The sequence below is a fragment of the Lysinibacillus mangiferihumi genome, assembly GCF_003049665.1.
GTDB classification, from domain to species: Bacteria; Bacillota; Bacilli; order Bacillales_A; family Planococcaceae; genus Lysinibacillus; species Lysinibacillus mangiferihumi.
Window position 1 is genome coordinate 20530 of the sequence record NZ_PYWM01000010.1, and the last position, 26486, is coordinate 47015.

The following is a 26486-nucleotide window of genomic DNA, read 5'->3' on the forward strand; positions in this document are numbered from 1 at the left end:
TCAAAAAGCTATGCTAACTATTTTGAAAATATGCTAAAATAAGCGATATGAATGCTTTTTGTTCAAGTAGAAAAGAAGCTAGGAGCTGACACTATGTCAATTAATACAATTATTTTTGATTTGGATGATACGTTGTTATGGGACAAAAAATCTGTTAAAACAGCTTTTGAAAAAACATGTGAATATGCAGCGACAATACATAATGTGGATTCAGCAGCATTAGAGGAAGCAGTACGCAAAGAAGCACGTGCACTTTATGAAGGCTACGAAACATATGATTATACAGTATTAATCGGTATTAACCCTTTTGAAGGGCTTTGGGGAACATTTGATGACCCTACTGATTCTTTCCAAAAAATGAAAAAACTTGTGCCAGGTTATCGTACTGAAGCATGGACCAAGGGTTTAGCGGCACTTGGTATAGACGATGCAAAGTTAGGTGCTGAACTAGGAGAACGCTTTGTAGCCGAACGCAAAGTTTCACCTTTTTTATATGAAGATACTTTTACCGTTTTAGATGAGCTAAAAGGCAAATATCAACTGATATTACTAACGAACGGTGCACCAAGTTTACAAAATTTAAAGCTTGAAATTACACCTGAAATCGCACCGTACTTCGACCATATCATTATCTCTGGTGATTTTGGTAAAGGAAAACCAGATGCCTCTATATTTGAGCATGTGATGGAAACGGCGGGCATTACTGCTAGCGATGCTATTATGGTTGGCGATAACTTAAATACGGATATTTTAGGCTCTTCTCGAGTGGGTATGCGCAATGTGTGGATTAACCGTGAAAACAACGAACTAACTGGGAATGTAACACCAACCTTTGAGGTAGATTCGTTAACAGCCTTATTAAAGCTTGTACAAGAGCTTTAATATCTTTACTATTTTTTAAGTACTGATTGTTAAATGGTCAGTACTTTTTTTATGCAAACATATTGGGGTCTAGTAATTTAAATTGTCTGAAAACTAAAAATATACTATGATTGTTAGTAAACTTAAACACTTTAAATCTTCGAATTATCTATCTGGCAACGCTTTTGTGCTCTTCTTTGTTTAATGTCAAGAAAACGCTTACTTATTCGTCTGGGAAATCGTAGTAGTAAGGGAAGATGTGTAGACAGTAAAAACATGATGGGAGAAAACAGCATGTTTATGGGGGTGCCTATTCATGAAAGCAAATCGTTTAGTGTTTGAAAATGCTATAGATATTAATCCACGCTCAGGCATTATAAAATTCAATGGGAATCGAATGATTTTAAAGTCAGCTGAAGCGCTTGGCTTTTTTAGACGTGATATTATTCAAACCTTGAATATGGAGCGTGCAAAAGGTTTTTTATTACGATATGGCTGGGCGTGTGGCTACAGTGCTGGTGGCTCTATCGAGAAAATGTACAACTGGAAAGAGTTAAAAGAGTTAATTAGGGCTGGTGCTGCCATTCATACATTAGAGGGCGTTGTCAGTGTACAAATTGATGTATTAGAAATAACTAATGACAAATTTGAAATGGAAGGTAAATGGTTTCATTCTTACGAGGCAGAGGAACATGTCCGCCATTTTGGTTTTAGTGATGAAAGTGTTTGTTGGACATTAATCGGTTATGTAGCAGGCTTTTTAGCCAAAACGTATCCAAAAGAGATTGTCGTTTTTGAGGAAAAATGCCGGGGGAAATGCGATGATTATTGTAAATTTGTTGTACGGACAAAGGAGCACGCTACTGAAGAACAGTTGGAAATATTACGCTACTTTCAAGATACTTCGTTAGCTGATGAATTAGATAATACATTTAATGAGTTAAAAAGTCTCAATAATTCCATTGTGCATTCAGACACTATTCATAAACAAATGACACATGCAATGCTTGAAGGATATACATTAAACCAGCTGTTATACCTGTTAAGTGATGCGTTACAATGCAGTGTAACTGTGGAACGAAGATACTTAATGAAACCAATTGGTTACTATTTTATACATGAGGATGATGAACGACTTTATATAGAAGCGAGTCGTAAGAAAAAAGAGTTTCGCCATGAATATGATATTATGACAATGAAAAAACAATTGGGTACATTGGTAATTTTAAGTCACAAAGCATTAACACGTGAACAGGAAATGATTATTGAACGCGCTGTAACGGTTTTTTCGATTTATTTATATACACAAATACAAATCGCACAATCGCAGTGGAAGAAAAAATCGGATTTTTTAGATGAAGTTATGAGTCAACAATCTCCTTCTGAGGAGCTTATTAAAAAAGCACGAAATATTTTTTATTTTGATCCGAGTAAAAATAATCGTGTTATCGTTATAACAATGGAACAGGAAGAACCCGAAATAGTGCATAGCTTTTTAGCTACTGAGTATTTAAATGTGGAGTGCTTTATTAAAAATCAGGAAGTACTGCTTATTCTTGAAGATTGCAAGAAAGATGTTCAATATATGTCGAACTTCCTTAGCGGTCTATCGAAAAGGGTAATGGAGCGCTTTAAGCAAGCAACTTTCCAAATTGGCGTAGGAAAAAATGCAGAGAAGTTAGAAGAAATCGGGAATAGCTATAACGATGCGAAATTAATATGCCAATTTTTACGTTACGCAGCCCCACAACAGACACAAGCGGCCATTTATGAAAACTTCCAGCATATTATGTTATTTTTAAAAACGACAAATCCAAGAGAGCTTTTACAGTTTTATAAAGAGGTACTTGGTCAGTTATTAGAATATGATGAGCAAAATCATGCAACACTTGTCCATACGTTAGAAGTCTTTTTAAACCATAGCGGTAACGTCAATCAAACTGCAAAAGCTTTGAATCTATCAATCCCTGGTTTTCGTTATCGTATGGAAAAAATTGAATCATTATTGCAGGAAGACATGCGTATAGGGGATGGTCGTTTTCGCTGTCATTTAGCGTTAAAAATTTATTATGCAATTAAAACTTTAGAAAATGAAAAATGAGAAAAGTCAGCGATTTCGCTGGCTTTTTCTATTTTATACGAAAATTTCTTTCAAATTTTAAAGAAAAAAAAGAGAAGACTATACTTTTTGTTAATTATCAAAAAATTCAAAAAGTATTAAATTGAAATAGACATGTCAAACAAGAAAAAAGATTTGTAGGAGGGAAGGGAATGGTTGTTCAACAAAGTACGAAGCCATTGACAGGGCAGGAATATTTAGAAAGTTTAAAAGATGGTCGGGAAATTTGGTTACATGGTGAACGTGTGAAGGATGTCACGACACATCCAGCTTTTCGAAATTCAGCACGATCGATTTCACGTTTATATGATGCCATGCATGACCCGCAATACAAAGATATTTTAACTTGTGAAACGGATACGGGGAGCGGCGGTTATACACATAAGTACTTCCGAGCAGCACGGAGCGCAGATGATTTAATTCAAGGACGAGACGCAATTGTTGCTTGGGCAAAACTGACTTATGGACAAATGGGACGCACACCAGATTATAAAGCATCCTTCCTTGCAACGCTCGGAGGAAATCCCGAATACTATTCACCTTTTCAAGAAAATGCAAAGCGTTGGTATAAAGAGTCACAAGAGCGCAATTGGTTTTTCAATCATGCCATTGTCAATCCACCAGTGGACCGTCATAAAGACGTGCATGAAGTCGGCGATGTATTTATTCAAGTAGAGCGTGAAACGGATAAGGGCTTAATCGTTAGTGGTTCGAAAATGGTGGCTACTGGCTCTGCAATCACAAACTACAATTTCGTTGGTACGTATGGTTTACCTATCAAAGATAAAAAATTTGCGGTGGTTTTTATTGCACCTATGGATGCTCCAGGAGTGAAGCTTATAAGCCGTACTTCATATGAAATGACGTCTGCTATTATGGGAAGTCCGTTCGATTACCCATTAAGTAGTCGCTTCGATGAAAATGACGCCGTACTTGTATTCGAACAAGCGCTTATTCCTTGGGAAAATATTTTAATTTATGAAGATATGCAGAAGACGACTTCATTCTTTGTAGAAAGCGGTTTCATTAATCGTTTTACGTTCCAAGGTGTCACACGCTTAGCGGTGAAATTAGATTTTATTATTGGTGTCTTGCTAAAGGCATTAAAGACAGCAGGTACGGATCAATTCCGAGGTGTCCAAGTGCATATTGGCGAGATTATGGCGTGGCGTCATATGTTCTGGTCATTAAGTGATGCGATGGCGCTGAATCCAGAGAAAAAAGAGAATGGCATTGTCATTCCAAATTTAAATGGTGGATTAGCCTATCGGGTATTTTTGCAGGAAGGCTGGCCGAAGATTAAAGGCATTATACAGCAAATCGTAGCAGGAAATTTAATTGTGCAGCCATCCAGTGCAAGGGACTTTTTAAATGAGGAATTCCGTCCAACATTGGATAAGCTTTATCGTGGTTCAAATGGTATTGAGGCTCTTGAAAAAATTAAAACCATCAAGCTACTGTGGGATGCCATTGGTACAGAATTCGGTGGTCGAAGTGAGCTATATGAACGGAATTACGCTGGAAACCATGAAGACATAAGGTTACAAACATTGTTTGGTGCACAAGGGAGCGGGAAGACAGACGAGTTTATCGCTTTTGCAGAGCAATGTATGGCTGATTATGATTTAACCGGTTGGACAGACCCAACTTGGGTAAATCCAGATGATGTGAATTATTTTACAAATAAATAAAAAATCAGGGGGAATGATGGATGACAAATTTTGATGTAGCACAATTAGCGCACGTGGAGCTTTTTACACCGAAACCAGAGGAATCTTTAAAATTTTTCACCGATTATATGGGGCTACAAATTACAGCGCGTGAAGGGCAATCGGTTTATCTACGAGGGTACGAGGATTTTTATCATCACACATTAAAGTTAACAGAAGGTAAAGAAGCTGGTCTTGGACATTCGGCATGGCGTGCAAGTTCACCTGAAGCGTTAGAACGACGGGTTGCATCGTTAGAGAAAAGTGGCTATGGGAAAGGTTGGATCGATGGCGATTTAGGGCATGGTCGTGCTTATCAATTTGTTACACCTGATGGTCATAAACAAGAAATTTTGTGGGAAGTAGATTATTTCCAGCCAGCGGAAAATCAAAAAACATTATTAAAAAGCCGTCCACAAAAAAGGCCATTAATGGGTGTCCCTGCTCGCCGTTTAGATCATATCAACTTAATGTGTAGAGATGTAGCAAAAAATCGTGAATTTATGTCTGAACATTTAGGCTTTAAGCTACGTGAACAAATTGTCTTAAATAATAATGAAGAAATTGGTGCGTGGATGAGTGTGAGCCCATTAGTACATGAAGTGGCATTAATGAACGATCAAACTGGTAATAGTGGTCGCTTCCATCATATTGCGTTTTGGTATGGCTATCCACAGCATTTAATGGATACAGCGGATATTTTCGTAGAAAACGGAATTCAAATAGAAGCGGGCCCAGGAAAACATGGTGTAAGCCAAGCGTATTTCATGTATGTAATGGAGCCTGGTGGAAACCGAGTAGAATTATTTGGTGACTCTGGTTATCTCATTTTTGACCCTGACTGGAAGCCAATCACTTGGCGCGAAAATGAGTTAGATGAGGCGATTATTTGGTATGGCTCACCTCTACCTAATGAGTATTTCTTATATGGCACACCTGATCGTGCAGTGAAAGTTCCAGTGAAATAAATAGATGTGTAATAAATAGCGCGCCTAAATAGCTGTCTTAACTACTACTTTTTAGTATTTGAGACAGCACTAATTGATGAGGAGGTTATGTAATGGATGATCGTCTGTTTAGAAATGCAATGGGGAAATTTGCAACAGGTGTAACTGTCATTACAACAAATGTGAATGGCACTATTCATGGCATGACGGCAAATGCGTTCATGTCTGTTTCACTTAATCCAAAACTAGTAGTGATCTCGATTGGGGAGAAGGCTTCAATGCTGGAGCATATCAAGCAAAGTGGGACATTTACAGTCAATATATTATCGGCACAACAGCAAGAATTGTCTATGTTATTTGCCGGCCAAATGAAAGAAAAGCGCGAGGTCCAATTCAGTGATTTACAAGGGGCCCCGACAATTGAAGGGGCGCTTGCACAAATAAGCTGTGAAGTAGCGAGCACATATGTTGAAGGCGACCACACGTTATTTATCGGCAGTGTAAAGGACATTCAGCTAGAAGATGGAGAGCCGTTACTATTTTTCAATGGAAGATACGGCTCACTTGCAGTGGAAACAACAATGCAGGCTTAGGAGGTTGACAATGGATAGACAACTTTATGCAAAGAAATTATTAGAAGCAGAAGAAGCAAAGCGACCTATTGCCCCATTAACGTCCACTGTACCAGATATTACTGTCGATGACGCTTATACGATTCAATTACTTCAAATTGCCGCAAAGCAACAAATGGGCAAACAAATTATCGGTAAAAAAATAGGTTTAACAAGCAAGGCGATGCAACAACAATTTCAAGTAACAGAACCAGATTACGGTCATATTTTATCGGATATGGTTGAGGTGGACGGTGCAACCATTTCTCTCAATCATTTTATTCAGCCAAAGTTGGAATTTGAAATAGCATTTATCTTGAAGAAGGATTTATATGGGCCCTCTATTACGGAGATGGATGTTATCGAAGCGACAGATTATATTGTGCCAGCTTTAGAAATTATTGATAGTCGTATTACCGATTGGAAAATTAATTTTGAAGATACAGTAGCAGATAACGGTTCTTCCGCAATGGTTATTATTGGCGGCACACCAACAAAATTGACTGAGGTAGATTTACCGCATATTGGTATGAATGTTTATCGCAATGGCGAGCTTTTTGATAGTGCAGCAGCGGCTGCTGTAATGGGAAATCCACTACGGGCAGTAGCATGGCTTGCTAACAAGCTAAGTAAATATCAGATTGGCTTGCAAGCAGGAGAAATGGTTTTAGCAGGCGCATTAACATCAGCCGTAACGATAGAAGATGGAGATAGTTTTACAGCGGAGTTTGCTCATCTTGGTGCTGTTTCCGCCACGTTTAAAAGAAAGGAGGAGAAATAAAAGTGGTCAAATTGAAAGTTGCCATTTTAGGCTCTGGAAATATTGGGACAGATTTAATGTACAAAATTGAGCGCAGTGAGTATTTAACGATGAGTGTAATGGTGGGAATAGACCCTACATCGGATGGCATTCAGCGTGCGAAGGATCGTGGCTATCATACCATTACAAATGGTATTGCGGGCTTAATTGCATGCCCAGAGCTCTTCGATATTGTGTTTGATGCAACAACTGCTAATGCCCATAGTGCGCACAGTGAACAAGTACTGGCACTTGGCAAAAAGATAGTCGATTTAACACCAGCGGCTATTGGTCCATTTGTTGTGCCGTGTGCAAACTTGGAAAAGTACGTGGCGGTTGACAATGTCAATATGGTGACTTGTGGGGGGCAAGCGACGATTCCTATTGTGTATGCCATTAATCAAGTGGTGGATGTTACGTATGCAGAAATTGTGGCAACGGTGGCGAGTAAAAGTGCAGGGCCTGGCACACGGGCTAACATTGATGAATTTACACGCACAACAGCTAGGGCGCTAGAGGAAGTAGGCGGTGCAAACAAAGGGAAAGCCATTATTATATTAAATCCCGCAGAGCCGCCAATTATGATGCGTGACACCGTACATGTATTAGTGAATGAAGGTGGCAAGGAAGAGGAAATTACAAAGGCTATTGAAGAGATTGTGAACGCTGTACAACAATATGTACCGGGTTATCGCATGACGAGTGCCCCTATTTTTGAAGGTCAACAAATATCAGTTTTTTTGGAAGTTGAGGGGGCGGGAGACTTTTTCCCACCGTATTCAGGAAATCTCGATATTATGACAGCGGCAGCAGTGCAAGTCGGAAATCAAATGGCTAAGCTGCAACATGGAACAGTCAAGTCGAACTAATTGGAGGTGAGGATGATGACAAAACAACTAACCGTTTTAGACGTGACATTGAGGGATGGTAGTCATTCAATGCGCCATGCATTTACGGAGCAGCAAGTGCGAGATGTTGCAAGAGGTTTAGGAGAAGCAAAAGTGAAATACTTTGAGGTTTCTCATGGGGATGGATTAGGTGGTTCCTCTTTGCAATACGGTTTTTCGAAAGTGGATGAACTGAAGTTAATAGCGGCGGCAAAAGAAGAATGTGGTGATTCGGCAATTTCAGTCTTAATATTACCTGGAATTGGTCTAAAGGAAGATTTAAAAAATGCTGTGAAGGCGGGCGCTACCATGGCGAGGGTTGCAACGCATGTCACGGAGGCAAATGTTGCTGGTCAACATATTTATTTAAGTCGAGAATTAGGATTGAAAACAGTCGGCTTTTTAATGATGGCACATATGGCTCCGACGTCAGTAATAGTGGAGCAGGCGAAATTATTTGAAAGTTATGGAGCTGAAATTATCTATGTGACAGATTCAGCAGGTGCCATGCTTCCCCATGAGGTGAAAGAGCGGGTAGCTGCACTAAAATCGCATGTTGCTTGCGAAATTGGCTTCCATGCCCATAATAATTTATCACTTGCTATGGCAAATACGATGGCTGCAGTCGAGGCAGGTGCTACGTATGTGGATGGTAGTTTACGCTGTTTAGGTGCTGGTAGTGGAAATACTCAAACGGAAGTAATGGTAGCGGTTTTCGACCGTCTAGGCTATGAAACAGGCATTGATTTATATCGAACAATCGACGTTGCCAATGAAGTCGTAGCGCCATTTATGCCACGACCTCAGGAAATAACGGGGTCTAGCTTAATGATGGGCTATGCAGGCGTTTACTCAAGCTTTTTACTATTCACTCAAGAAGCAGCGAAAAAATATAACGTAGATGAACGCGAAATTTTAGTAGAACTTGGCAAAATGAAAGCAGTAGGTGGTCAGGAAGATTTAATCGCAGAAATTGCGCGTAACATAGCAGTTGTTAAATAGTCAGTATAAAGAGAATGGAGGAACGAGCGATGATGAAAACCGATACGCTAGATCAAATTGCGTATGAGCTGTATTTAGCTGAGCGGGATGTGTACGAGGTTACGAAGTTTGTTGAGCGCTATCCAGAATTAACCGTTGAGACAGCCTATGATATTCAAGACAAACTTATTGAACTAAAGTGCAAACATGAGCAAACATCCATCTCGGGGCTTAAGCTCGGTTTAACAAGCAAAGCTAAACAGCATATGATGGGAGTTCATGAGCCTACTTATGGCGTGTTATTAGCGAATATGGCGGTCAATGCCCAACATCCAATATCACTAAAATCACTTATTCACCCCAAAATTGAGCCAGAGATTGCCTTCGTGTTTAAGCAAGATTTAGTCGGCCCAGTAGTGACTGTCGCGCACGTACTGACAGCAACTGCGTATATTGCACCTGCCATGGAAATAATTGATAGTCGCTATTTAAACTTCCATTTTACATTACCGGATGTAATCGCTGATAATTCCTCTTCCTCTCGCTACATAGTGGGTTCGCAAAAATATGCAGTGAATGAAGTGGATTTGGTTAATATGGGCTGTATTTTTACACAAAATGATGAAATGATAGCGACGAGTACAGCAGGTTCCGTTATGGGGCATCCAGCAAGAGCCATTGCATGGATGGCGAATAAATTAATTGCCCGTGGTCAGCAAATTCGAGCAGGGGATATTGTACTTAGTGGCGCATTAACAGGTTCTGCTACAATGCATGCAGGAGATAGCTTTACTGTAAGTTTTGACGGAATGGAATCATTATCTGTTCAAGTGGAGCGATAGATAAGGAGGAGTCGAGATGCCATTTATTCAAGTAACGTTTATTGAGGGGCGAACGAAAGAACAGAAGGAACGATTAATAGAAGAAATGAGTAAAACCGTTTCTTCGGTACTCGATGCACCACTGGAAACGGTTCGTGTATGTTTAAATGAAATCCCAAGTTCTCATTGGGGGATTGCAGGAAAGTCCATCCAACGTCGACAAAATGAAGAGTAAGGAGTGGTCTATCATGGCAAATACACAAACGACATTGAAGGAAGTTAAACTATTTATAAATGGAGAATATGTAGAATCTTCTTCTCAAACATTGTTCGAGGTGAAAAATCCAGCGACTCAGGAAATTATTGCAAAAGTTCACGAAGCTAGTTTTGAAGATGTGGATCGTGCTTGTGAAGCTGCACGTCAAGCTTTTGAAGAAGGTCCTTGGCGAACGATGCCACTCTCGGAACGTTGTGCAAAAATTCGACGGATGGCAGAAATCATCATTGAACGAAAAGAAGAGTTAGCACGCTTAGAGGCATTAGACGTAGGGAAGCCTTATCAAGTAGCGTTAGAGCGTGAAATCCCGCGGGCAGCGGAAAATTTAAAGTTTTTTGCGGACTTTATGGAGCAGCAAGGTGGTGAGGTATATCCAATGGATGATGCGTATTTAAATTATACGCGTTATGAGCCAGTTGGGGTAGCTGCATTAATTACACCATGGAATTTACCTTTTATGCTGACAACGTGGAAGCTTGGGCCATGTTTAGCTTCAGGGAATACGGCAGTTATTAAACCAGCAGAAATTACCCCATTAACCGTATCGTTACTTGGGGAGATTGCACAGCAGGCTGGCATTCCAGATGGGGTTGTTAATGTCGTTCATGGTTTTGGTGTTCAGTCAGCAGGAGAATTTATGACGACACATCCTGAAGTTGATTTAATTTCTTTTACGGGGGAAACAACAACAGGGAAAGCTATAATGAAAAATGGTGCAGATTCATTAAAAAAGGTGTCATTTGAATTAGGTGGAAAGGCAGCTAATATTATTTTTGAAGATGCGAATTTAGATAAGGCCATTCCTATCTCCATTCAGGCGGCATTTATGAATTCGGGTCAAGTATGCTTAGCAGGATCACGTATTTTAGTGCAGCGTACTATTTTAGATGAATTCCTTACACGCTTTAAAGAAGCGGCTGCAGCATTAGTTGTTGGCGATCCTCAAGATGCCAAAACGAATATGGGGCCAGTCGTAAGCCAAACGCATTACAACAAAGTAACTAGTTATTTAAGCATCGCTGAATATGAAAACTCTACGCTTATTTATGGCGGCAAACGCCCTGAATTACCAGCACATTTAAGCACTGGATATTACCTACAACCGACTATATATTTGCAGGAAAATGCTCAAGCACGCATTTGCCAAGAGGAAATTTTCGGTCCAATCGTGACGATTATTCCATTTGACACAGAAGCGGAAGCATTAGCGATTGCAAATGGCACAGAGTATGGATTGAATGCAGTGGTCTGGACAGAAAATTTACAGCGTGCACATCGTATTTCACATGATGTGCGGGCGGGAACAATTTGGGTCAATTGCTGGTTTGTACGCGACTTACGTGCCCCGTTTGGTGGCTTTAAAAAGAGCGGCGTAGGGCGTGAAGGTGGTCACCATAGTCTAGAATTTTTCACCGAAGCAAAAAATATTTGTATTGCGTTAAAATAACACCCAAACAAAAAGTAGGGCAGACAACAACGGCATAGCCAAAAGAGTTAGATTGACTGCCATCAATCTAACTCTTCTTTTTTTGTCCCAGCTTGTTAAAATAAACTCCGTTTTTCATGAATAAGAAAAAAAGCAGAGAGTAATCACTCTCTGCTCAGACTGTAGACAAACTCGAAAAATTTCGAGTTTGCCTACAGTCTTTTTTCATTTAAAAAAAAAATAGATGTCTACTCCCGTTGATTTCCGCTACGTTCGGGCGCTTTCCGCGGGCACATCGTAAGCCGCAACCCTCGCTAACGCGCGGTCTGTTGCGTCTTACGTACTGTGCGTTCCCGCAGGAGTCGCCCGCCCTTCGCTCCAATCAACTTGATATGAATTGCTATCAATCAACTATAAATTTTGTGCTAATTGCCCCTGGCTATCACAATGTACAGAAAGCAAGAATCATCAAAAACTTATTCAACGTCATATAAGGGAAACATATATGGAAGAAGCTGAACATTTACGCCATTCATATGATATTAAACAAATTTATGCAAAGCGTAAAGAAACGATTGAACGTGTCTTTGCAGATGCAAAAGAAAAGCATGGTATGCGATGGACAAACTTAAGGGGTCTTAAAAAATTGTCCATGCAGGCGATGCTTACTTTTGCTGCCATGAACTTGAAAAAGCTTGCTACTTGGACATGGCAAGCTGCTTAAGGAGAGTAGATATGCTCATAGAGAATGGTCAACTTGGGAATTAAATCCAATTATTTACTATAAAAAATGACAAAAGACATCAAGGTTAAAACTTCTTGATGTCTTTTGTCGACAATCTGAGCAGAGAGTAATCACTCTCTGCTTACGTATTTTAATGATTAAAGGTCAATTGCTTTTACTTCGTCGATGTTTTCAAGTTGTGCAACGAATGCTAAATCTTCTTCTGTCACAACATTATCGATAGTTAGCATCATAACAGCTGTTCCGCCAACTTCAGCGCGTCCCACTTGCATCGTAGCGATGTTGATGTCTTTTTCAGCTAATTTCGTTGCCACACGTCCAATTGCACCTGGTTTATCTGTGTTTTTAATGTAAAGAAGGTGCCCTTCTGGTACAACGTCTACTACGTAGTTTTCTACTTTTACAATACGTGCGCCAAGGCCATTTAGTAATGTACCAGCTACTGTATGTGTTTCATTTGCTGTTTTTACTTCAATCGTAATTAAGCTTGTGAAGCCTTTAGCAGTAGTAGTTTTATGTTCGTTAATTTTCATACCGATACGTTCAGATAAGTAGCGAGCATTAACGTCATTGACATGGTTGCCGTGGTTTTTAGCTAGTAATCCTTTTAATGCATTAGAAGTTAAAGGACGTACGTCGTAATTTGCTACTTCACCAGCATAAGATAAGTTAATCTCTTTTACAGGCTCTACTGTAACTTGTGATAAGAATGAACCAAGTTTTTCAGCTAATTCAAAGAAAGGTTCTACTTGTGCAAGAAGTTCTTTTGGAATTGAAGGCATATTAACTGGGTTTGTCACTGTACCTGTTTTGTAGAATTTAATAATGTCATTAGAAACGTCAACGGCTACAGATTCTTGCGCCTCAATTGTAGATGCACCTAAGTGAGGTGTTGCAATCACTTGTGGTAAAGTTAGTAATTTATGATCAGTCGCTGGTTCAGAAACGAATACGTCTAGTGCTGCACCTGCTACTTTGCCTTCTACAATCGCATCATATAAATCGTCTTCATTGATGATACCACCACGTGCACAGTTAATGATACGTACGCCATCTTTCATCATAGCGAATTTTTCTTTGTTAATAAGGTTACGTGTTTCAGGAAGTAATGGTGTGTGTACTGTAATGAAGTCAGCTGCAGCACAAATTTCTTCTACAGTAGATTTTGTTACACCTAATTCATTTGCACGTTCATCAGTTAAGAATGGATCGTACGCCATAATATTCATACGTTGCCCTTTTGCACGGTAAGCTACTTCTACACCGATACGACCGAAGCCAACAACACCTAATGTTTTATTTTTAAGCTCAACCCCAACATATGATTTACGGTCCCATTTACCATTTTTCAGTGTGTTGAAAGCTTGTGGAATGTGACGAGCAAGAGAAGTCATCATGGCGATTGTATGTTCAGCTGCAGAGTTTGTGTTACCATCGGGAGCATTGACTACGATAATACCATGCTCTGTTGCAGCAGCTAGGTCAATGTTGTCAACACCTACACCAGCACGTCCAATTAATTTTAAATTTTTTGCAGCTTCGATTACTTCGCGTGTCACAGTAGTTTGAGAACGCACAAGTAATACGTCGATATCAGCGATTTTTGCAATTAACTCCTCTGGTGCTAGCCCAGTATCAATAATAACGTTTAAGTTTAAATCTTTCTCTTGGCGTAGTGGGAAAATACCATCTTCACTTAGTGGGTCAGCGATAAATACGTTAATAGTTTTTGTTGCAGTTGTCATTTGTAATTAGCTCCTTTTAAATAAAATTATTAGTGGTGTCTCTATGTGACAGTCCGGATTTTGTAATATTGCGGCATCTTACAGCATGCAAACAATCTCCTTTCTTTATTCGAAACAATATAAAAGCCCTCCACGCCTTACAAACACAGGTATTGTGTCGTAAGGGGCGAAAGGCTGAATAAATATAGGTTCGCGGTACCACCCTTAATCACTGAACGAAAGGATTCCGTTGCAGTCTTAGCTATATGCGTAACGTGCATGTGACGGATAGGCTTACTTTGACAGTTTCGGCTTATCTATTCGGGAGTGGAACTATATCGTAGAAATCACTGATTTACACCAACCATCAGCTCTCTTTGGATTTTCTTTCGACTAGCGTGTCTCCGTCGTTATATTTTTGTGTGATTAAATTTGATAACATCATAATCCTTATTGTTCACCTTTGTCAACAATAAATCGAAAAAAGATTAAAATTTCTCACTTCAAAAGTCTGAAAACTACTTAAAAACGAACTATAATAACAATTTAATTTAATAATGTTCGTCTTTTTGCGGAGGACAATGTAAGCGCTAACGAATCTGTCAAGACAGGTGACATGGGGGTTTCTAGAGAATGAAAAGATAAAAAAACAATAAAGAATTATTGGAATATAATAGATTATTTCCAAAAAACTCTCTTTATTTTGATGCGGAAGGCGAACAATTTTGTGCTGAAACATTTTTGGCAAAGTAATAAAAAGTTAGAAGGTAAAGCAACAACAAGAGAAGAATGTATGTAGTGAAAGGTGGATTTAGATATTTGGGGGTGTAGGCATGAAATACGATGTAGCGATTGTTGGTGCTGGACTGGCTGGACTTGTTGCCGCCTGTGAATTAATAGATGCGAAGAAGCGTGTACTGTTAGTGGATCAGGAGCCTGAAAATTCGATGGGGGGACAGGCATTTTGGTCTTTTGGTGGCATCTTTTTAGTAAATTCACCAGAGCAAAAGAGGCTTGGCATTAAGGATAGTAAAGAGCTTGCATGGCAGGATTGGCTAGGGACTGCTGGTTTTGACCGATTGGAAGATGAGGATGCATGGGCTTACAAATGGGCACGAGCGTATGTAGATTTTGCTGCTGGAGAAAAATACGCTTGGCTTAAATCGTTCGGAATAAAGTTTTTCCCTGTTGTTGGTTGGGCTGAACGTGGGGGCTCATTAGCAGGTGGTCACGGTAATTCAGTTCCGCGTTTTCATATTGTCTGGGGAACAGGCCCAGGGATTGTAAAGCCATTTGCCGATAAAGTGAAAAAAGCGATTAAGGAAGGCTTTGTAGATTTTAAGCCGAGGCACCGTGTCGATGAATTTATACAAAAAGACGACAAAATTGCAGGGATAAGTGGCACAATTTTAGCAGAAAGCTTTGCCCAACGTGGAGAGCAAAGTTCGCGTCTTGGCATTGGTGCATTTTCCTATGAAGCAGATGCGGTTATTGTAGCAAGTGGTGGTATTGGTGCCAATATTGACTTAGTGCGCAAAAATTGGCCAGCTCGACTTGGGGCACCACCGAAAAATATGGTATGTGGTGTGCCAGCGTATGTAGACGGCCGAATGCTAGAAATTACTGAACATGTAGGTGGCCGTATCGTTAATCGTGATCGTATGTGGCATTATACAGAGGGATTGAAAAATTGGGATCCAATTTGGCCAAATCACGGTATTCGTATTTTACCAGGCCCATCCTCCTTGTGGTTTGATGCCGAGGGAAATCGCTTTGGGACACCCAACTTTCCAGGATTTGATACATTAAGTACATTAGAGGCTATTCAAAAAACAGGTTATGATTATTCATGGTTTATTTTAACGGAGAAAATTATTGAAAAGGAGTTTGCTTTATCGGGTTCAGAGCAAAATCCAGATTTAACAAATAGAAGCATCCCGCAGTTGCTGAAACGTATATTGCCTGGTCCACCTGCGCCGATTCAAGCATTCAAAAATCATGGTGAGGACTTTGTTATTGCGAACGATTTAAAGCAACTCGTCGATGATATGAATAAACTTGCAGGTAATGACTTGCTTGATTTTATAAAAATTAAGGAACAAATTCTAGCACGAGATCGTGAAATGGATAATAAATTTACGAAGGATGTCCAAGTGAATGCCATTTACGGAGCGAGAAATTATATTGGTGATAAGGTCGTGCGCGTTGCAAAGCCTCATAAAATGTTGGATACAAAAAATTGGCCATTAATTGCGGTGCGCTTAAATATTTTAACCCGTAAAACATTAGGGGGATTACAAACCAATTTAGATGGGGCTGTAATTGGTATGGACGGACAGCCGGTGCCAGGGTTATTTGCAGCTGGAGAAGTGAGTGGTTTCGGTGGCGGTGGGGTACACGGATACCGCGCGTTGGAAGGCACATTTGTTGGCGGATGTTTATTCACTGGACGGCAAGTAGGACGATATTTAGCCCGTGCCAGTCACTCACACAATTAGGGTATCTGCGGGAAGCACGAAATGTAAGTCGCTTGCGGCTTACAACGTGCCCGCAGTGCCAGTCACTCAAACAATTTAACGTTAAACTTGTGCAATTTTTACGATTTGTTCTTCCACTTGCTCTTTTGTCCAGCCATTTTCTTCAACAAAGAAATTACGTTTTGCGCGACGGCAATCATCTGAACAGCTGCGCATATAAAATGCCTCATGCTTTTCCTCGCATAGCATTAATTTATGACATTCCGGATTCGCGCAATTTGTATAACGCTCTGTTGGCTCTCCTGTAAAATAGTCTTTGCCAACAATCACATGCTCAACCTGATTAATCGGCACACTGCGACGGCGGTCAAAAACAAACATCTGTCCATCCCATAATTGTCCCTGAACTTCAGGGTCTTTAGCATACGTGGCAATACCGCCATGTAATTGACCGACACTTTCACCGTAGCCCTCACGCTTTAACCAACCAGAGAACTTTTCGCAGCGAATGCCGCCTGTGCAATAAGTTAAAATATCTTTACCAACAAAATCCTCTTTATGTTCCTCCATCCAAGCAGGAAGATCACGGAAGTTTTCGATCTCTGGACGCACAGCATTGCGGAAATGTCCTAAATCAAATTCATAATCATTTCGTGCATCGATAATAACGGTATTATCTGCCTGCATACGCGTCATAAATTCCTTAGGTGTTAAATATTCGCCCGTTATTTCTAATGGGTTAATATCCTGTTCTAGCCCTAGGTGGACAATCTCTTTACGAGGACGTACATGCATTTTTTTAAAGGTATGTCCTTCTGCTTCATCGATTTTCCACATAATATCTTTAAAACGAGGATCTGCCTTCATATGATTCATATAGCGTTCCGTTTGCTCAACCGTACCAGAAACTGTCCCGTTAATGCCCTCTAATCCTACTAAAATACGACCGAGTAAACCAAGTTCTTTACAGAATGCTAAATGCTCTGCTGCAAATGCTACAGGATCCTCGATAGCAACATATTTATAATAAAGTAATACACGAAAGTCCTTTTGTGTCACAAAAATACCCACCTTTAATTTCATTATTCGACATTAAATATAGCATAACAACAGCTATTTTGCGTAGAACAGAAGGAGTTTTCCAAAAAAAGACGAATAGTACATAGTGAATGACTATTCATATTTGGGGGTGTGGGACATGGAATTTTCAACAATTACATTAGAAAAATTAGAGCGTCGTGCAACATTAACGCTCAATCGACCACAAGCTATGAATGCAATGGACGATGTGATGATGCGTGAATTAGCGGAGTGCTTTGAAGCATTACAGCAAGAACAGGAAATACAGGTTTTGGTTATTCGCGGGGAAGGTAAAGTTTTTTCTGCAGGTGGGGATATTAAAGCAATGCTTGATCCTAATAAGCCGTTAAATATTGATGAGGCAATGGGCTATTTAACCCGTATTGTTAAGGCTTATTACCAACTACCAATGATTGTGATAGCTGCAGTTCATGGTGCTTCAGCGGGGTTAGGATTTAGTTTAACACTTGGTGCAGATATTATCGTTGCTTGTGAAAATAGCAAGCTGGCAATGAACTTTATCGGGATTGGCTTAATACCAGATGGTGGGGGTCATTTCTTTATGAAGGAAAGAATTGGCACTGTAAAGGCAAAACAAATGATTTGGGAAGGAAAAGTGCTAACAGCCGAGGAAGCACATAGTGTAGGCTTAATTGATTATGTTGCGCCTGAAGGGTCGGTTTTTGCAGTGGCTGATCAGTTAGTAGGAAAGATGCTTGCTTCACCAATTGCGTCAATGATTATGACAAAAAGAATTTTGCATAGTCAGAATATGCCTCAATTAGAGAGCATTTTAGCGATGGAAGCACAAGGGCAATCCGCTATGCGAAAAACGGCAGATCATTTAGAAGGTATTCATGCATTTGTTGAAAAAAGAACACCTGTCTTTGTAGGACAATAAGGCATTCTTGTAATTGAGGTATAGGTCACAGCTTAGCAAAGAACAGGCTGGATAAAAGTACGATTGATGTTTTGATAACAATAGACTATACAAGGTAAGCCCCGCCACGAACATTTCTGTAGCGAGACAACGAGATTCCGTTGCATGCATGATGCAAAAGAGAATGCTCGATGCTCGACCACAAAAAGCGAAGTGGCGGGGCTTACCTATTTTCAAAGATATAGCTAATTACAATGTGACATGCGTCATCGATTAAACATGGAATAATATTAATTTTCCAGAAGAGTTAACAAGGCGATGTGTTTTTTCCGCAACTCCCTTTTCTTCGATTTGCTGTTGACCGTTTACTTTTGCAGCTTCATCATTTTCAAATGTCCAAGTTTCATCATACAAAGTTTCTCCAGTTTTCTCAAAAGCTGTAAAACGATAATTATTCATACACAAACCCCACCCTTTACTAAATTATATCTCTATTATACATAGAAGAAATATAAACTTCACGGTATATCTAGCGAATATTTCGATAATTTACGAAAATTGTGGAAAATTTAGTACAACCTCAAGAAGAGCTGTTACATGAATTCGTTTCTCATATTGTAGGAAGTATGATAAAATAGAACAAATATTCGCTTTTGATTCATCCTTTCTGTAGATAGGCACAAATCTACAAACAAAATTAAAATCTAGACTTAATTATGAGATTCCATTTATTTATAGAGGTGATTAGATGTCCGCAATTCGTTTTTTCCATATGGCAGATTTACATTTAGATAGTCCTTTTAAAGGCTTATTTGGATTACCTGACAATAATCTTAAGAAAATTAGAGCAAGTACCTTTGAAGCATTTGATAAAATTATTCATAGGGCAATCGAAGAAAGACCAGATTTCTTGCTTATTGTTGGGGATATTTATGATGGAGAAAATCGTAGCTTACAGGCACAAAGACGTTTTCAAACAGCAATGGAAACACTTTTTGAGCATAACATCCCCGTTATTGTCAGCTATGGCAATCACGATCATTTACATGGTTCTTGGACACGCTTTGCCTTGCCAAGCAATGTCTACGAATTACCAGCAGATACGAGTGTTGTGCAATTAAAAATTCGTGGTCAGCAGGTCAATATTTATGGCTTCAGCTATGGTCAGCGTCATGTAAAAGAAGCAATGATCCATCATTATCCAGTTGCGCAGGATCAGCATGCTATCCATATAGGTATGTTGCATGGCAGTGAAGCCAGTGATTCAACGCACGCAGTTTATGCACCATTTAAAAAAGAACAACTTCTTGCAAAAGGCTATCATTATTGGGCGCTTGGCCATATTCATAAACGACAGTTATTACACAAAGAACCACCTATTGTTTATCCAGGCAATATTCAAAGCCGCCATCGTAATGAACAAGGAATAAAAGGATTTTACGATGTAACCTTGTCACAAACCTCTGCTAATTTAACATTTGTACCAACTTCTGCTGTTGTTTATAACGTCGTAGAAGTGGATTGTACAAATGTAATGCATGCCAACGAGTTACTGCAAAAATGCGAGGAGGCTATCGCAAACAATCGCATGGAATATGGTGCCTCAGTTATTGACTTGCACTTACACCATATAGATGATGAAGCTGAAACATTATTTGAACATGCCACGATAGATGAATGGCTAGAAACCATTCGGGAAGCAGAGGATGGTATTGAACCGATGGGGTGGGTGCAAAAACTATTTATCCACAAAAGTACAGCTTCTTCTGAATCGACAGCTATAACAAAATCGGTAATAAGCGTTATGGATCAATGGGACATTACGGAGTGGAAGGATATTTTAAAGGATTTGTACCAACATGCGAGTGGTGCGAGATTTGTTGAACCTTTAACGGAACGAGAAATTGAGCATTTGAAGCTTGAGGCGCAGGCGTTATTAGCGGATGAAATTCAAAGGGTGTGAGAACTTTGTTAACGATACAGAAAATCCACATTTACGGCTTTGGTAAACATGAAAATATCACCATCTCCCTCCAAGATGGTGTGACCATTTTTTACGGTATGAATGAAGCTGGGAAAACGACAATCCAGCAATTTATACTGCAGATGCTTTTTGGTTTTCCAACAAAGCAGCAAAGCCAGCGGAAATATGAGCCGAAGACATCACCGAAATTTGGCGGTCAATTGACCATTCAACACCCAATATATGGTCAGTGTACAATTGAACGTGTAAAAGGAAAGGCAACGGGCGATGTCACAGTTTATACAGAAGATGGTACAAAGGGGCATGAGGAACTGTTAGCGAAGCTTTTGTATGGCTATTCACGCGCATCATTCGAAGCTATTTTTTCATTTTCCATTCATGAACTACAAGGCATCGAAAAAATGTCGGAGGAGGAACTGACGCATTTATTGCTCGCATCGGGAACGACCGGTATTCACCAACTATCAGCACTTGAAAAGAAATTAGACAAAGATGCTGGCGAACTTTTTAAAAAATCTGGTAAGTTGCCACTTATTAATCAAAAGATTGAGCATTTAAAACAGCTTGAAAAGACGATTAAAAAAGAACAGGCGACCATTCATACCTTTGAAGCTAAATCGCTCAAATTACAGCACCTCGAACACCAGTTAAAGGATTTATACAACCAGCAAAAAACATTGCAACATGAATGGCAACAACTTACTATCATGAAACAAGCGCTGCCACTTATTGAACAGCAAGATAAACTACAGCAGTCACTGAATAGCAATGCACCTGTTCAATTCCCTCCAGAAGGAATTAGACGCTATGAACAGTTAAAAGATCGATTAACGCATGAAACGTTGCAACTGACGCAACTAGAGGACCAATATCAAGCTCTACAAAGTAAGCTACATTTGACCGCGGATGAACAGGCCATTGAAGAAATGACAAGGCTGATGCATAAGGAAGCAACGTGGAATCAGCTTGTTGTTAAAGAACAGAACTTAAAGGACGAGCTATTTGTCCTACAGCAAGACATCGAAGCCCAGTTTCGTTTATTAGGTGTGCAAGAAAAAGAAGCGCAAGCAATACTTCTTGAGGGTACTGTATCTTTACAACAAGAGGAACAATTTCAACGACAATTGACCGTATTAAGTGCAACAGAAGAAGAGTTAAAGTTTTATTTACAATCATTGGAGCAAATACATGCGGAATTAGATAACATTGCTGGACAGAAAAAGCAGCTTCAGCAGGAGGCATTAACTGCTGAGGAAGAACATATTTTAGCACAGTGGCCCCAGAAAAAAAAGCGCTTGGAACAATTACGGCATGTTCAGTTACAACGCTCGAAACCGAAGCAACCGATACTTTTTATTTATCTCGTGTTAGCTATAAGTATTGTGGCAGTTGTTTATGGTGTTGTTGAAAAGAATTGGGCGGTCATTGTGATTGGAGCCATCTTAGGGCTATTATTCTTATTGTTTTTAAAACATGCTAAACAAGTGGAAGAAGAGCCGCTGGAGCGTAATAGCCACTTACTAAAGGAACTAGAGCAAGAAGAACACTTAGTTCAACAGTTGCTTGCGAAAAAACAGCGTCTTGAAGATCGGTGGATAGTAGCTAATGAACAACAGCGCGACAAAGAACGCCAGTATGCACAGCTCGAACATAAAATTCAACAAGCTGAACAAACAAGCGCTGAAGCAAATCAAATGCTGGAAAACTTTTTGCGGCGTTTTCGTTTAGAAGGAAATGTGCCAAGGACTTTATTGCCGGAGTTGTTTATGCGCATTCGCGCTGTACAGGAAATGGACGTAAAGCAAAGGAGCACATTCAAGCTTTTGCATGCGATACAAAATGAAAAAAACGAGCTTTATGAAGCGGTACAGCAAGTTTTAAAAAATGAATATAGTGAGCAGGAAATTTTTATGCATCTGCGTGCAAGCTATTTAGCGATTCAGCAGGCACAACAACAAATGTTGCAAACAACAGAACAAGTTGCCCATCTACTATCAAAAAAGCAAGAGGTACAATCACTTTTGCAAAACTATGAATCGCAAATCGCTCAGTTATTTACTAGAGCAAACGTCAATTCAGAACACGCTTTTTATGAGACGTTTGAGCACTTTCAGCAGCAACAAAAGCTACAGACACAATTACAAACAATTCAAAATCAGTTAGCTTCTCTAGAAATACAGCAGCAAGAGCGTTTGCTAAATGGGGCACAACTTCATGAAAAAATACACGCATTAGAAGAAGAGCGTAATGCCCTTCAAGTGACAATTGATCAATGTCTAGAAGAGCGAGCTACATTGCAGATTGAAAAAGAACAATTGCTCAACGATGAAAAATATGGACTATTGCTGCAACAATTTGAGCAAGAAAAAGCACTATTGCAACAACTGATAGAACAATGGGCTAGTAAAAAAATGTTGGCAACCGCAATTCATGAAACATTATTTCGCCTACGTGAGGAGAAATTGCCACATGTCCTTACGCAAGTAAATGCTATTTTCCATTCCTTAACAGCTGGCCGTTACGATAAGCTCTTTATTCATGAAGAAGGCTATTTTGAAGCACAAGCCGTTTCTGGCTTACGCTATCATGTAGCAGAATTATCACAAGCCACAAAGGAGCAAGCTTATATTTCTCTGCGAATGGCACTTGCGAAAACCCTTGCAACTTCAGCACCATTCCCGTTTATTATGGATGATCCTTTTGTCCATTTTGATCGAAACCGTACAAACAAAATGGTACAATTAATGAAAGAAGTAGGATATGAACGTCAAATTTTATATTTTACTTGCCATGAAGGGATGCTCGATCTTTGGCAAAAAGAACAAATTGTCGATCTAGGAGCACTAGCAAATGAAAGGGGAGTGACGTCCACATGAAAGGTATTACGACGCTCCAAGTAGGAGAATCAGTTGATCAATTTTTATTAATTAAACAGTCGACAAAAGGGGTTACCACTGTAGGTAAGCCATTTATGTCACTATTACTACAAGATAAAAGTGGAGATATTGAGGCGAAACTATGGGACACAAACGAAGAGCATGAAAAAATGTATCATGCAGAGGCGATTGTCCATGTAGGTGGAGAAATTCACGACTATCGCGGGAAAAACCAATTACGTATTAAAACGATTCGTGTGGCAAAACCAGAGGAGGGAATTGCAGTGAATGATTTAGTTCCTTCTGCAGCTACTCCAAAAGAACAGCTTTACGAAGAATTAACACAATTTTTCTTTGATATTAAAAATCCGAATATTTCTCGTATTACACGTGCAGCTATTAAAAAGCACCAGGATGCTATTTTAGTATATCCAGCAGCAACAAAAAACCATCATGATTATGCTTCTGGCTTGCTGGATCATATGGTATCGATGCTGAGACTAGGAAAAGCAATTGCTGATTTGTATCCAACGTTAAATCGTGATTTGTTATACGCGGGCATTATTTTACACGATATAGGTAAAGTTGTTGAATTATCTGGACCTGTGGCAACAATGTACACAGTGGAAGGGAACTTACTTGGTCATATTACCATTATGGTCAATGAAATAGCTAAAATCGCAAGTGAGCTTGGAATCGAAGGCGAAGAAGTGATGCTTTTACAACATTTAGTGCTTTCACATCACGGGAAAGAAGAATGGGGCAGTCCGAAAAAACCGATGATTCAAGAAGCAGAAATCTTACATTATATTGATAACATTGACGCGAAAATGAATATGCTTACACGAGCATTGGGTAAAACAGCTCCTGGAGAATTTACAGAGCGACTATTCCCACTCGATAATCGTTCGTTTTACAAGCCAAGTATTCAGTAAAAAAAGGGTTACGCTTTATCAGCGTAACCCTTTTTTCTATCGACAAGCCAAGATTATTTAGATTCTTTATCTGTAGATTCATCTTTGCTTTTTTCTTCAGCTTTTTTAGCTGCTTCTTCAGCTGCTTTTGCTTGTTCTTCAGATGTTGTTGTAAATGATTTTAATGCATCTTTTAATTCTTTATCAGAAGTTTTAAAGTCTGCATCTTTTGCCATTTTTGCAACAATGTCTTTTAGCAATGTTTGATCTTCACCAGTTTGTTTTAATTTGTTAATCATTGTTGTACGAATTTTATCTTCTTCGTCTTTAAATGACCCAACACCTTTTACATCGCGCTTTTCCGTAATTTCAATTACGTGATAGCCGTAGCTTGATTGAACTGGTTCACTTAATGTATTTAATGGAAGTGCATAAGCAGCATCGTTGAACTCATCTACCATAGAGCCAACAGTAAACCAACCTAGCTCGCCGCCTTTTGCTGCAGAACCAGTATCAGTTGAGTATTCTTTTGCAACATCAGCAAAAGATGCGCCACCTTTAATTTTTTCAATAGCTTCTTTCGCAGTTTTTTCATCTGCTACAAGAATATGACGACCATTTAATTCTGTTTTCATTTGTTCATAATATTTTTTTACGTCTTCTTCTTTAATTGCTTTGTCTTTTAAAGCTTTATCTTGAAGCAGTTGTACACGTAAAGAATCTTTAAAGCCTTGTTCAGTTAAGCCGTTCTCAGCAAGCGCTTGTGCAAAGCTATCACCAAATTGTGATGCCGTTGCGTCGTATTGTTCTTTGATTTCTTTATCAGTCACTTCATATTTGTCGGCTAATACTTTTTCTGTCACCATCTGTTGTAATACATAAGAGCCTGTTAAAGTCTTTGCTTTGTCGTTAAAATCAGATACTGAAATATCGCCTACTTTAGATGTAACTAACGCTTTATCAGCTCCACTACAAGCACCAAGAGCTAAAATTGAGGCTGCTAATGTTAAAGATAATACAGTCTTTTTCATATGGATATTCTCTCCTTACTTTCGTTTCGTCCATTTTTTACTATAACATAAACGTTTTAAAAACAAAATGGTTCCCCCTTGAGTATAGCCTAAATTTCAAATTTCAAAGCGCATAGGATATAGAAAAGAAAGGGGGTGAAGTTATGAGCAACGGAGGATACGGTGGTGGCGGTGGCTACGGCTCAGGCTTTGCTTTATTAGTTGTGTTATTTATTTTATTAATTATTGTTGGTGCAGCGTTCCTATACTAATTAATAAAAAGCCGAAAAGCTAAGGATATGTTTTTCCTTAGCTTTTCTTAGCAATATCTAGGCATTCGCACCGCACGCTTGGGTCGAGGCCAAAAGAATTTTGGCGTCACTTAAAACCAATAGCTGTTTCAATGTTTTAAAAATAAAGACCCGCGTGCGGACGGGCGCGGATGCGTCTTCATTAGACTGCAAATAAAATTTCAACATAAAATGATACAAGTAAAATTGTAATAAGTATATTGATAGTTCGGAATATCTTTGGTTGGTTTTCTTCGGGAATTTCACGTCGCATGCACAGTGCGTATGTCATGCGGTTAATTTGAAATAAATAGAATACCGAGAATAGAACTACAATCATTAATAGCAAGTCTATTCCTCCCCTCTTTCAGTATTATTAGCATATCAAAAAACTTCAATAAAACACAAGTACAAGCGAATCAATGAATCGTAGGTGGTACTAAAATTTCATAGCCCTTCGGTGTTTCTTCGATTTGGGCATCTTTAGGTGAATTTAATAAATATTTCACGTAAAGAATATCAATTAAACATAAACTGCAATGATACGCTAAAAGTAATGTTCCATAATGTGTATAGGCAGGTAATAGCCATGTACCGATAACGATACTTGTATTTAACACAATAAAGGGTGCAAGTAATGCAAAAATATATCTAGTTTTTGATAAGGGCTCTCGGATACGCATGTGTAGTACAGGAATAACGTAAAACTGGGTACGGATACGTAATTTGAGATGCTGGCGTAAGTCAAATAATGCGAGAAAGTGAATATATTTATGGATAGGGTAAAGAGCAAGTACAGCAACCACGAATAACCAGAATAAATGGTCAGTATAGTACTCATCATTGAATAAATTAAATGTCACATAGGACACTGAAAAGACAGATAGAAAGACGATTACAGCCATCATGATGATACGTGTCTTGCCATAATGATGTTCGAGGTTTAAAATTTTCCAGCAATGCATGTTTAATATCAACTCCATAATAGGGAAGGGTCCTATTTAATGTAAATTGATTTCTAACAGAATGCAAGAGAAAGGAGGTATTTCAGAAATGTTTCTGAAACGC

General features: G+C 39.2%; 23 protein-coding genes and 1 pseudogene. 18 read left to right on the plus strand and 6 right to left on the minus strand.

Features of this window, described 5'->3' with window-relative positions; translation table 11 throughout:
- The first annotated feature begins 93 nt into the window (after positions 1 to 93).
- The 12 genes and pseudogenes from C9J37_RS11185 to C9J37_RS11240 all read left to right on the plus strand — a co-directional run.
- Positions 94 to 882 (plus strand): HAD family hydrolase, encoded by a 789-nt coding sequence (locus tag C9J37_RS11185; protein ID WP_024362314.1) that lies wholly within the window; start codon positions 94 to 96, stop codon positions 880 to 882.
- Between the two features lie 295 nt (positions 883 to 1177).
- The gene (locus tag C9J37_RS11190) at positions 1178 to 2962 is read left to right on the plus strand and encodes a XylR N-terminal domain-containing protein (protein ID WP_107895411.1); all 1785 of its coding nucleotides are present in this window, start codon (positions 1178 to 1180) and stop codon (positions 2960 to 2962) included.
- A gap of 170 nt (positions 2963 to 3132) precedes the next feature.
- Positions 3133 to 4671: a 4-hydroxyphenylacetate 3-hydroxylase N-terminal domain-containing protein gene (locus C9J37_RS11195; protein ID WP_107895412.1), complete on the plus strand. Its 1539-nt coding sequence runs from the start codon at positions 3133 to 3135 to the stop codon at positions 4669 to 4671.
- A 20-nt stretch (positions 4672 to 4691) separates the two neighbouring features.
- Positions 4692 to 5657 (plus strand): catechol 2,3-dioxygenase, encoded by a 966-nt coding sequence (locus C9J37_RS11200; RefSeq protein WP_107895413.1) that lies wholly within the window; start codon positions 4692 to 4694, stop codon positions 5655 to 5657.
- A gap of 92 nt (positions 5658 to 5749) precedes the next feature.
- Positions 5750 to 6229, plus strand: coding sequence for a flavin reductase family protein (locus C9J37_RS11205; RefSeq protein WP_107895414.1), 480 nt, complete (start codon positions 5750 to 5752; stop codon positions 6227 to 6229).
- A 10-nt stretch (positions 6230 to 6239) separates the two neighbouring features.
- A complete protein-coding gene (locus tag C9J37_RS11210; protein WP_107895415.1) occupies positions 6240 to 7028 on the plus strand; it encodes a 2-keto-4-pentenoate hydratase in 789 nt (262 codons plus the stop codon).
- Positions 7029 to 7030: 2 nt separating this feature from the next.
- On the plus strand, positions 7031 to 7915 hold the full coding sequence (locus tag C9J37_RS11215; RefSeq protein ID WP_107895416.1) for an acetaldehyde dehydrogenase (acetylating): 885 nt from the start codon (positions 7031 to 7033) through the stop codon (positions 7913 to 7915).
- A gap of 15 nt (positions 7916 to 7930) precedes the next feature.
- Positions 7931 to 8935 (plus strand): 4-hydroxy-2-oxovalerate aldolase, encoded by a 1005-nt coding sequence (gene dmpG / locus C9J37_RS11220; protein WP_107895417.1) that lies wholly within the window; start codon positions 7931 to 7933, stop codon positions 8933 to 8935.
- Between the two features lie 29 nt (positions 8936 to 8964).
- Complete coding sequence (locus tag C9J37_RS11225; protein ID WP_107895418.1) at positions 8965 to 9756, plus strand: 2-keto-4-pentenoate hydratase; 792 nt, start codon at positions 8965 to 8967, stop codon at positions 9754 to 9756.
- A gap of 16 nt (positions 9757 to 9772) precedes the next feature.
- A complete protein-coding gene (locus tag C9J37_RS11230; RefSeq protein ID WP_107895419.1) occupies positions 9773 to 9970 on the plus strand; it encodes a 4-oxalocrotonate tautomerase in 198 nt (65 codons plus the stop codon).
- 13 nt (positions 9971 to 9983) lie between these two features.
- Entirely contained in the window at positions 9984 to 11459 is a 1476-nt protein-coding gene (locus C9J37_RS11235; protein ID WP_235617090.1) for an aldehyde dehydrogenase, read from the plus strand.
- Positions 11460 to 11853: 394 nt separating this feature from the next.
- Positions 11854 to 12162: pseudogene (locus tag C9J37_RS11240) on the plus strand (transposase); the annotation flags it as partial.
- 158 nt (positions 12163 to 12320) lie between these two features.
- On the opposite strand, the gene serA reads toward C9J37_RS11240, so the two are convergent.
- Positions 12321 to 13928: a phosphoglycerate dehydrogenase gene (gene serA / locus C9J37_RS11245; protein WP_107895421.1), complete on the minus strand. Its 1608-nt coding sequence runs from the start codon at positions 13926 to 13928 to the stop codon at positions 12321 to 12323.
- An 812-nt stretch (positions 13929 to 14740) separates the two neighbouring features.
- On the opposite strand from serA, the gene C9J37_RS11250 reads away from it, so the two are divergent.
- Positions 14741 to 16405, plus strand: a complete 1665-nt coding sequence (locus C9J37_RS11250; RefSeq protein ID WP_107895422.1) for an FAD-binding dehydrogenase — start codon at positions 14741 to 14743, stop codon at positions 16403 to 16405.
- Positions 16406 to 16486: 81 nt separating this feature from the next.
- On the opposite strand, the gene trhO is transcribed toward C9J37_RS11250, so the two are convergent.
- Positions 16487 to 17443: an oxygen-dependent tRNA uridine(34) hydroxylase TrhO gene (gene trhO / locus C9J37_RS11255; protein ID WP_107895423.1), complete on the minus strand. Its 957-nt coding sequence runs from the start codon at positions 17441 to 17443 to the stop codon at positions 16487 to 16489.
- 139 nt (positions 17444 to 17582) lie between these two features.
- Between trhO and C9J37_RS11260 the strand changes: the two genes are divergently transcribed.
- Positions 17583 to 18365, plus strand: a complete 783-nt coding sequence (locus C9J37_RS11260; RefSeq protein ID WP_024362300.1) for an enoyl-CoA hydratase — start codon at positions 17583 to 17585, stop codon at positions 18363 to 18365.
- A 252-nt stretch (positions 18366 to 18617) separates the two neighbouring features.
- Here C9J37_RS11260 and C9J37_RS11265 read toward each other — a convergent pair whose 3' ends face one another.
- The gene (locus C9J37_RS11265; protein ID WP_024362299.1) at positions 18618 to 18803 is read right to left on the minus strand and encodes a YhzD family protein; all 186 of its coding nucleotides are present in this window, start codon (positions 18801 to 18803) and stop codon (positions 18618 to 18620) included.
- A gap of 289 nt (positions 18804 to 19092) precedes the next feature.
- On the opposite strand from C9J37_RS11265, the gene C9J37_RS11270 reads away from it, so the two are divergent.
- From C9J37_RS11270 to yhaM, 3 genes are read left to right on the plus strand one after another with little or no spacing between them, the layout of a single operon-like run.
- Positions 19093 to 20307, plus strand: coding sequence for a metallophosphoesterase family protein (locus C9J37_RS11270; RefSeq protein ID WP_107895424.1), 1215 nt, complete (start codon positions 19093 to 19095; stop codon positions 20305 to 20307).
- Complete coding sequence (locus C9J37_RS11275; protein ID WP_235617091.1) at positions 20304 to 23204, plus strand: AAA family ATPase; 2901 nt, start codon at positions 20304 to 20306, stop codon at positions 23202 to 23204. Before C9J37_RS11270 ends, C9J37_RS11275 begins: the two co-directional genes overlap by 4 nt.
- The gene (gene yhaM / locus C9J37_RS11280) at positions 23201 to 24139 is read left to right on the plus strand and encodes a 3'-5' exoribonuclease YhaM (protein ID WP_069514654.1); all 939 of its coding nucleotides are present in this window, start codon (positions 23201 to 23203) and stop codon (positions 24137 to 24139) included. Before C9J37_RS11275 ends, yhaM begins: the two co-directional genes overlap by 4 nt.
- Before the next feature lie 53 nt (positions 24140 to 24192).
- Here yhaM and C9J37_RS11285 read toward each other — a convergent pair whose 3' ends face one another.
- Complete coding sequence (locus tag C9J37_RS11285) at positions 24193 to 25149, minus strand: peptidylprolyl isomerase (protein WP_107895426.1); 957 nt, start codon at positions 25147 to 25149, stop codon at positions 24193 to 24195.
- 143 nt (positions 25150 to 25292) lie between these two features.
- Here C9J37_RS11285 and C9J37_RS11290 point away from each other — a divergent pair, with 143 nt between their 5' ends.
- Complete coding sequence (locus tag C9J37_RS11290; RefSeq protein WP_080647610.1) at positions 25293 to 25400, plus strand: YjcZ family sporulation protein; 108 nt, start codon at positions 25293 to 25295, stop codon at positions 25398 to 25400.
- A 181-nt stretch (positions 25401 to 25581) separates the two neighbouring features.
- On the opposite strand, the gene C9J37_RS11295 is transcribed toward C9J37_RS11290, so the two are convergent.
- Positions 25582 to 25767: a hypothetical protein gene (locus C9J37_RS11295; protein ID WP_010857338.1), complete on the minus strand. Its 186-nt coding sequence runs from the start codon at positions 25765 to 25767 to the stop codon at positions 25582 to 25584.
- 70 nt (positions 25768 to 25837) lie between these two features.
- A complete protein-coding gene (locus C9J37_RS11300; RefSeq protein WP_107895427.1) occupies positions 25838 to 26383 on the minus strand; it encodes a DUF3267 domain-containing protein in 546 nt (181 codons plus the stop codon).
- Positions 26384 to 26486: the final 103 nt, after the last annotated feature.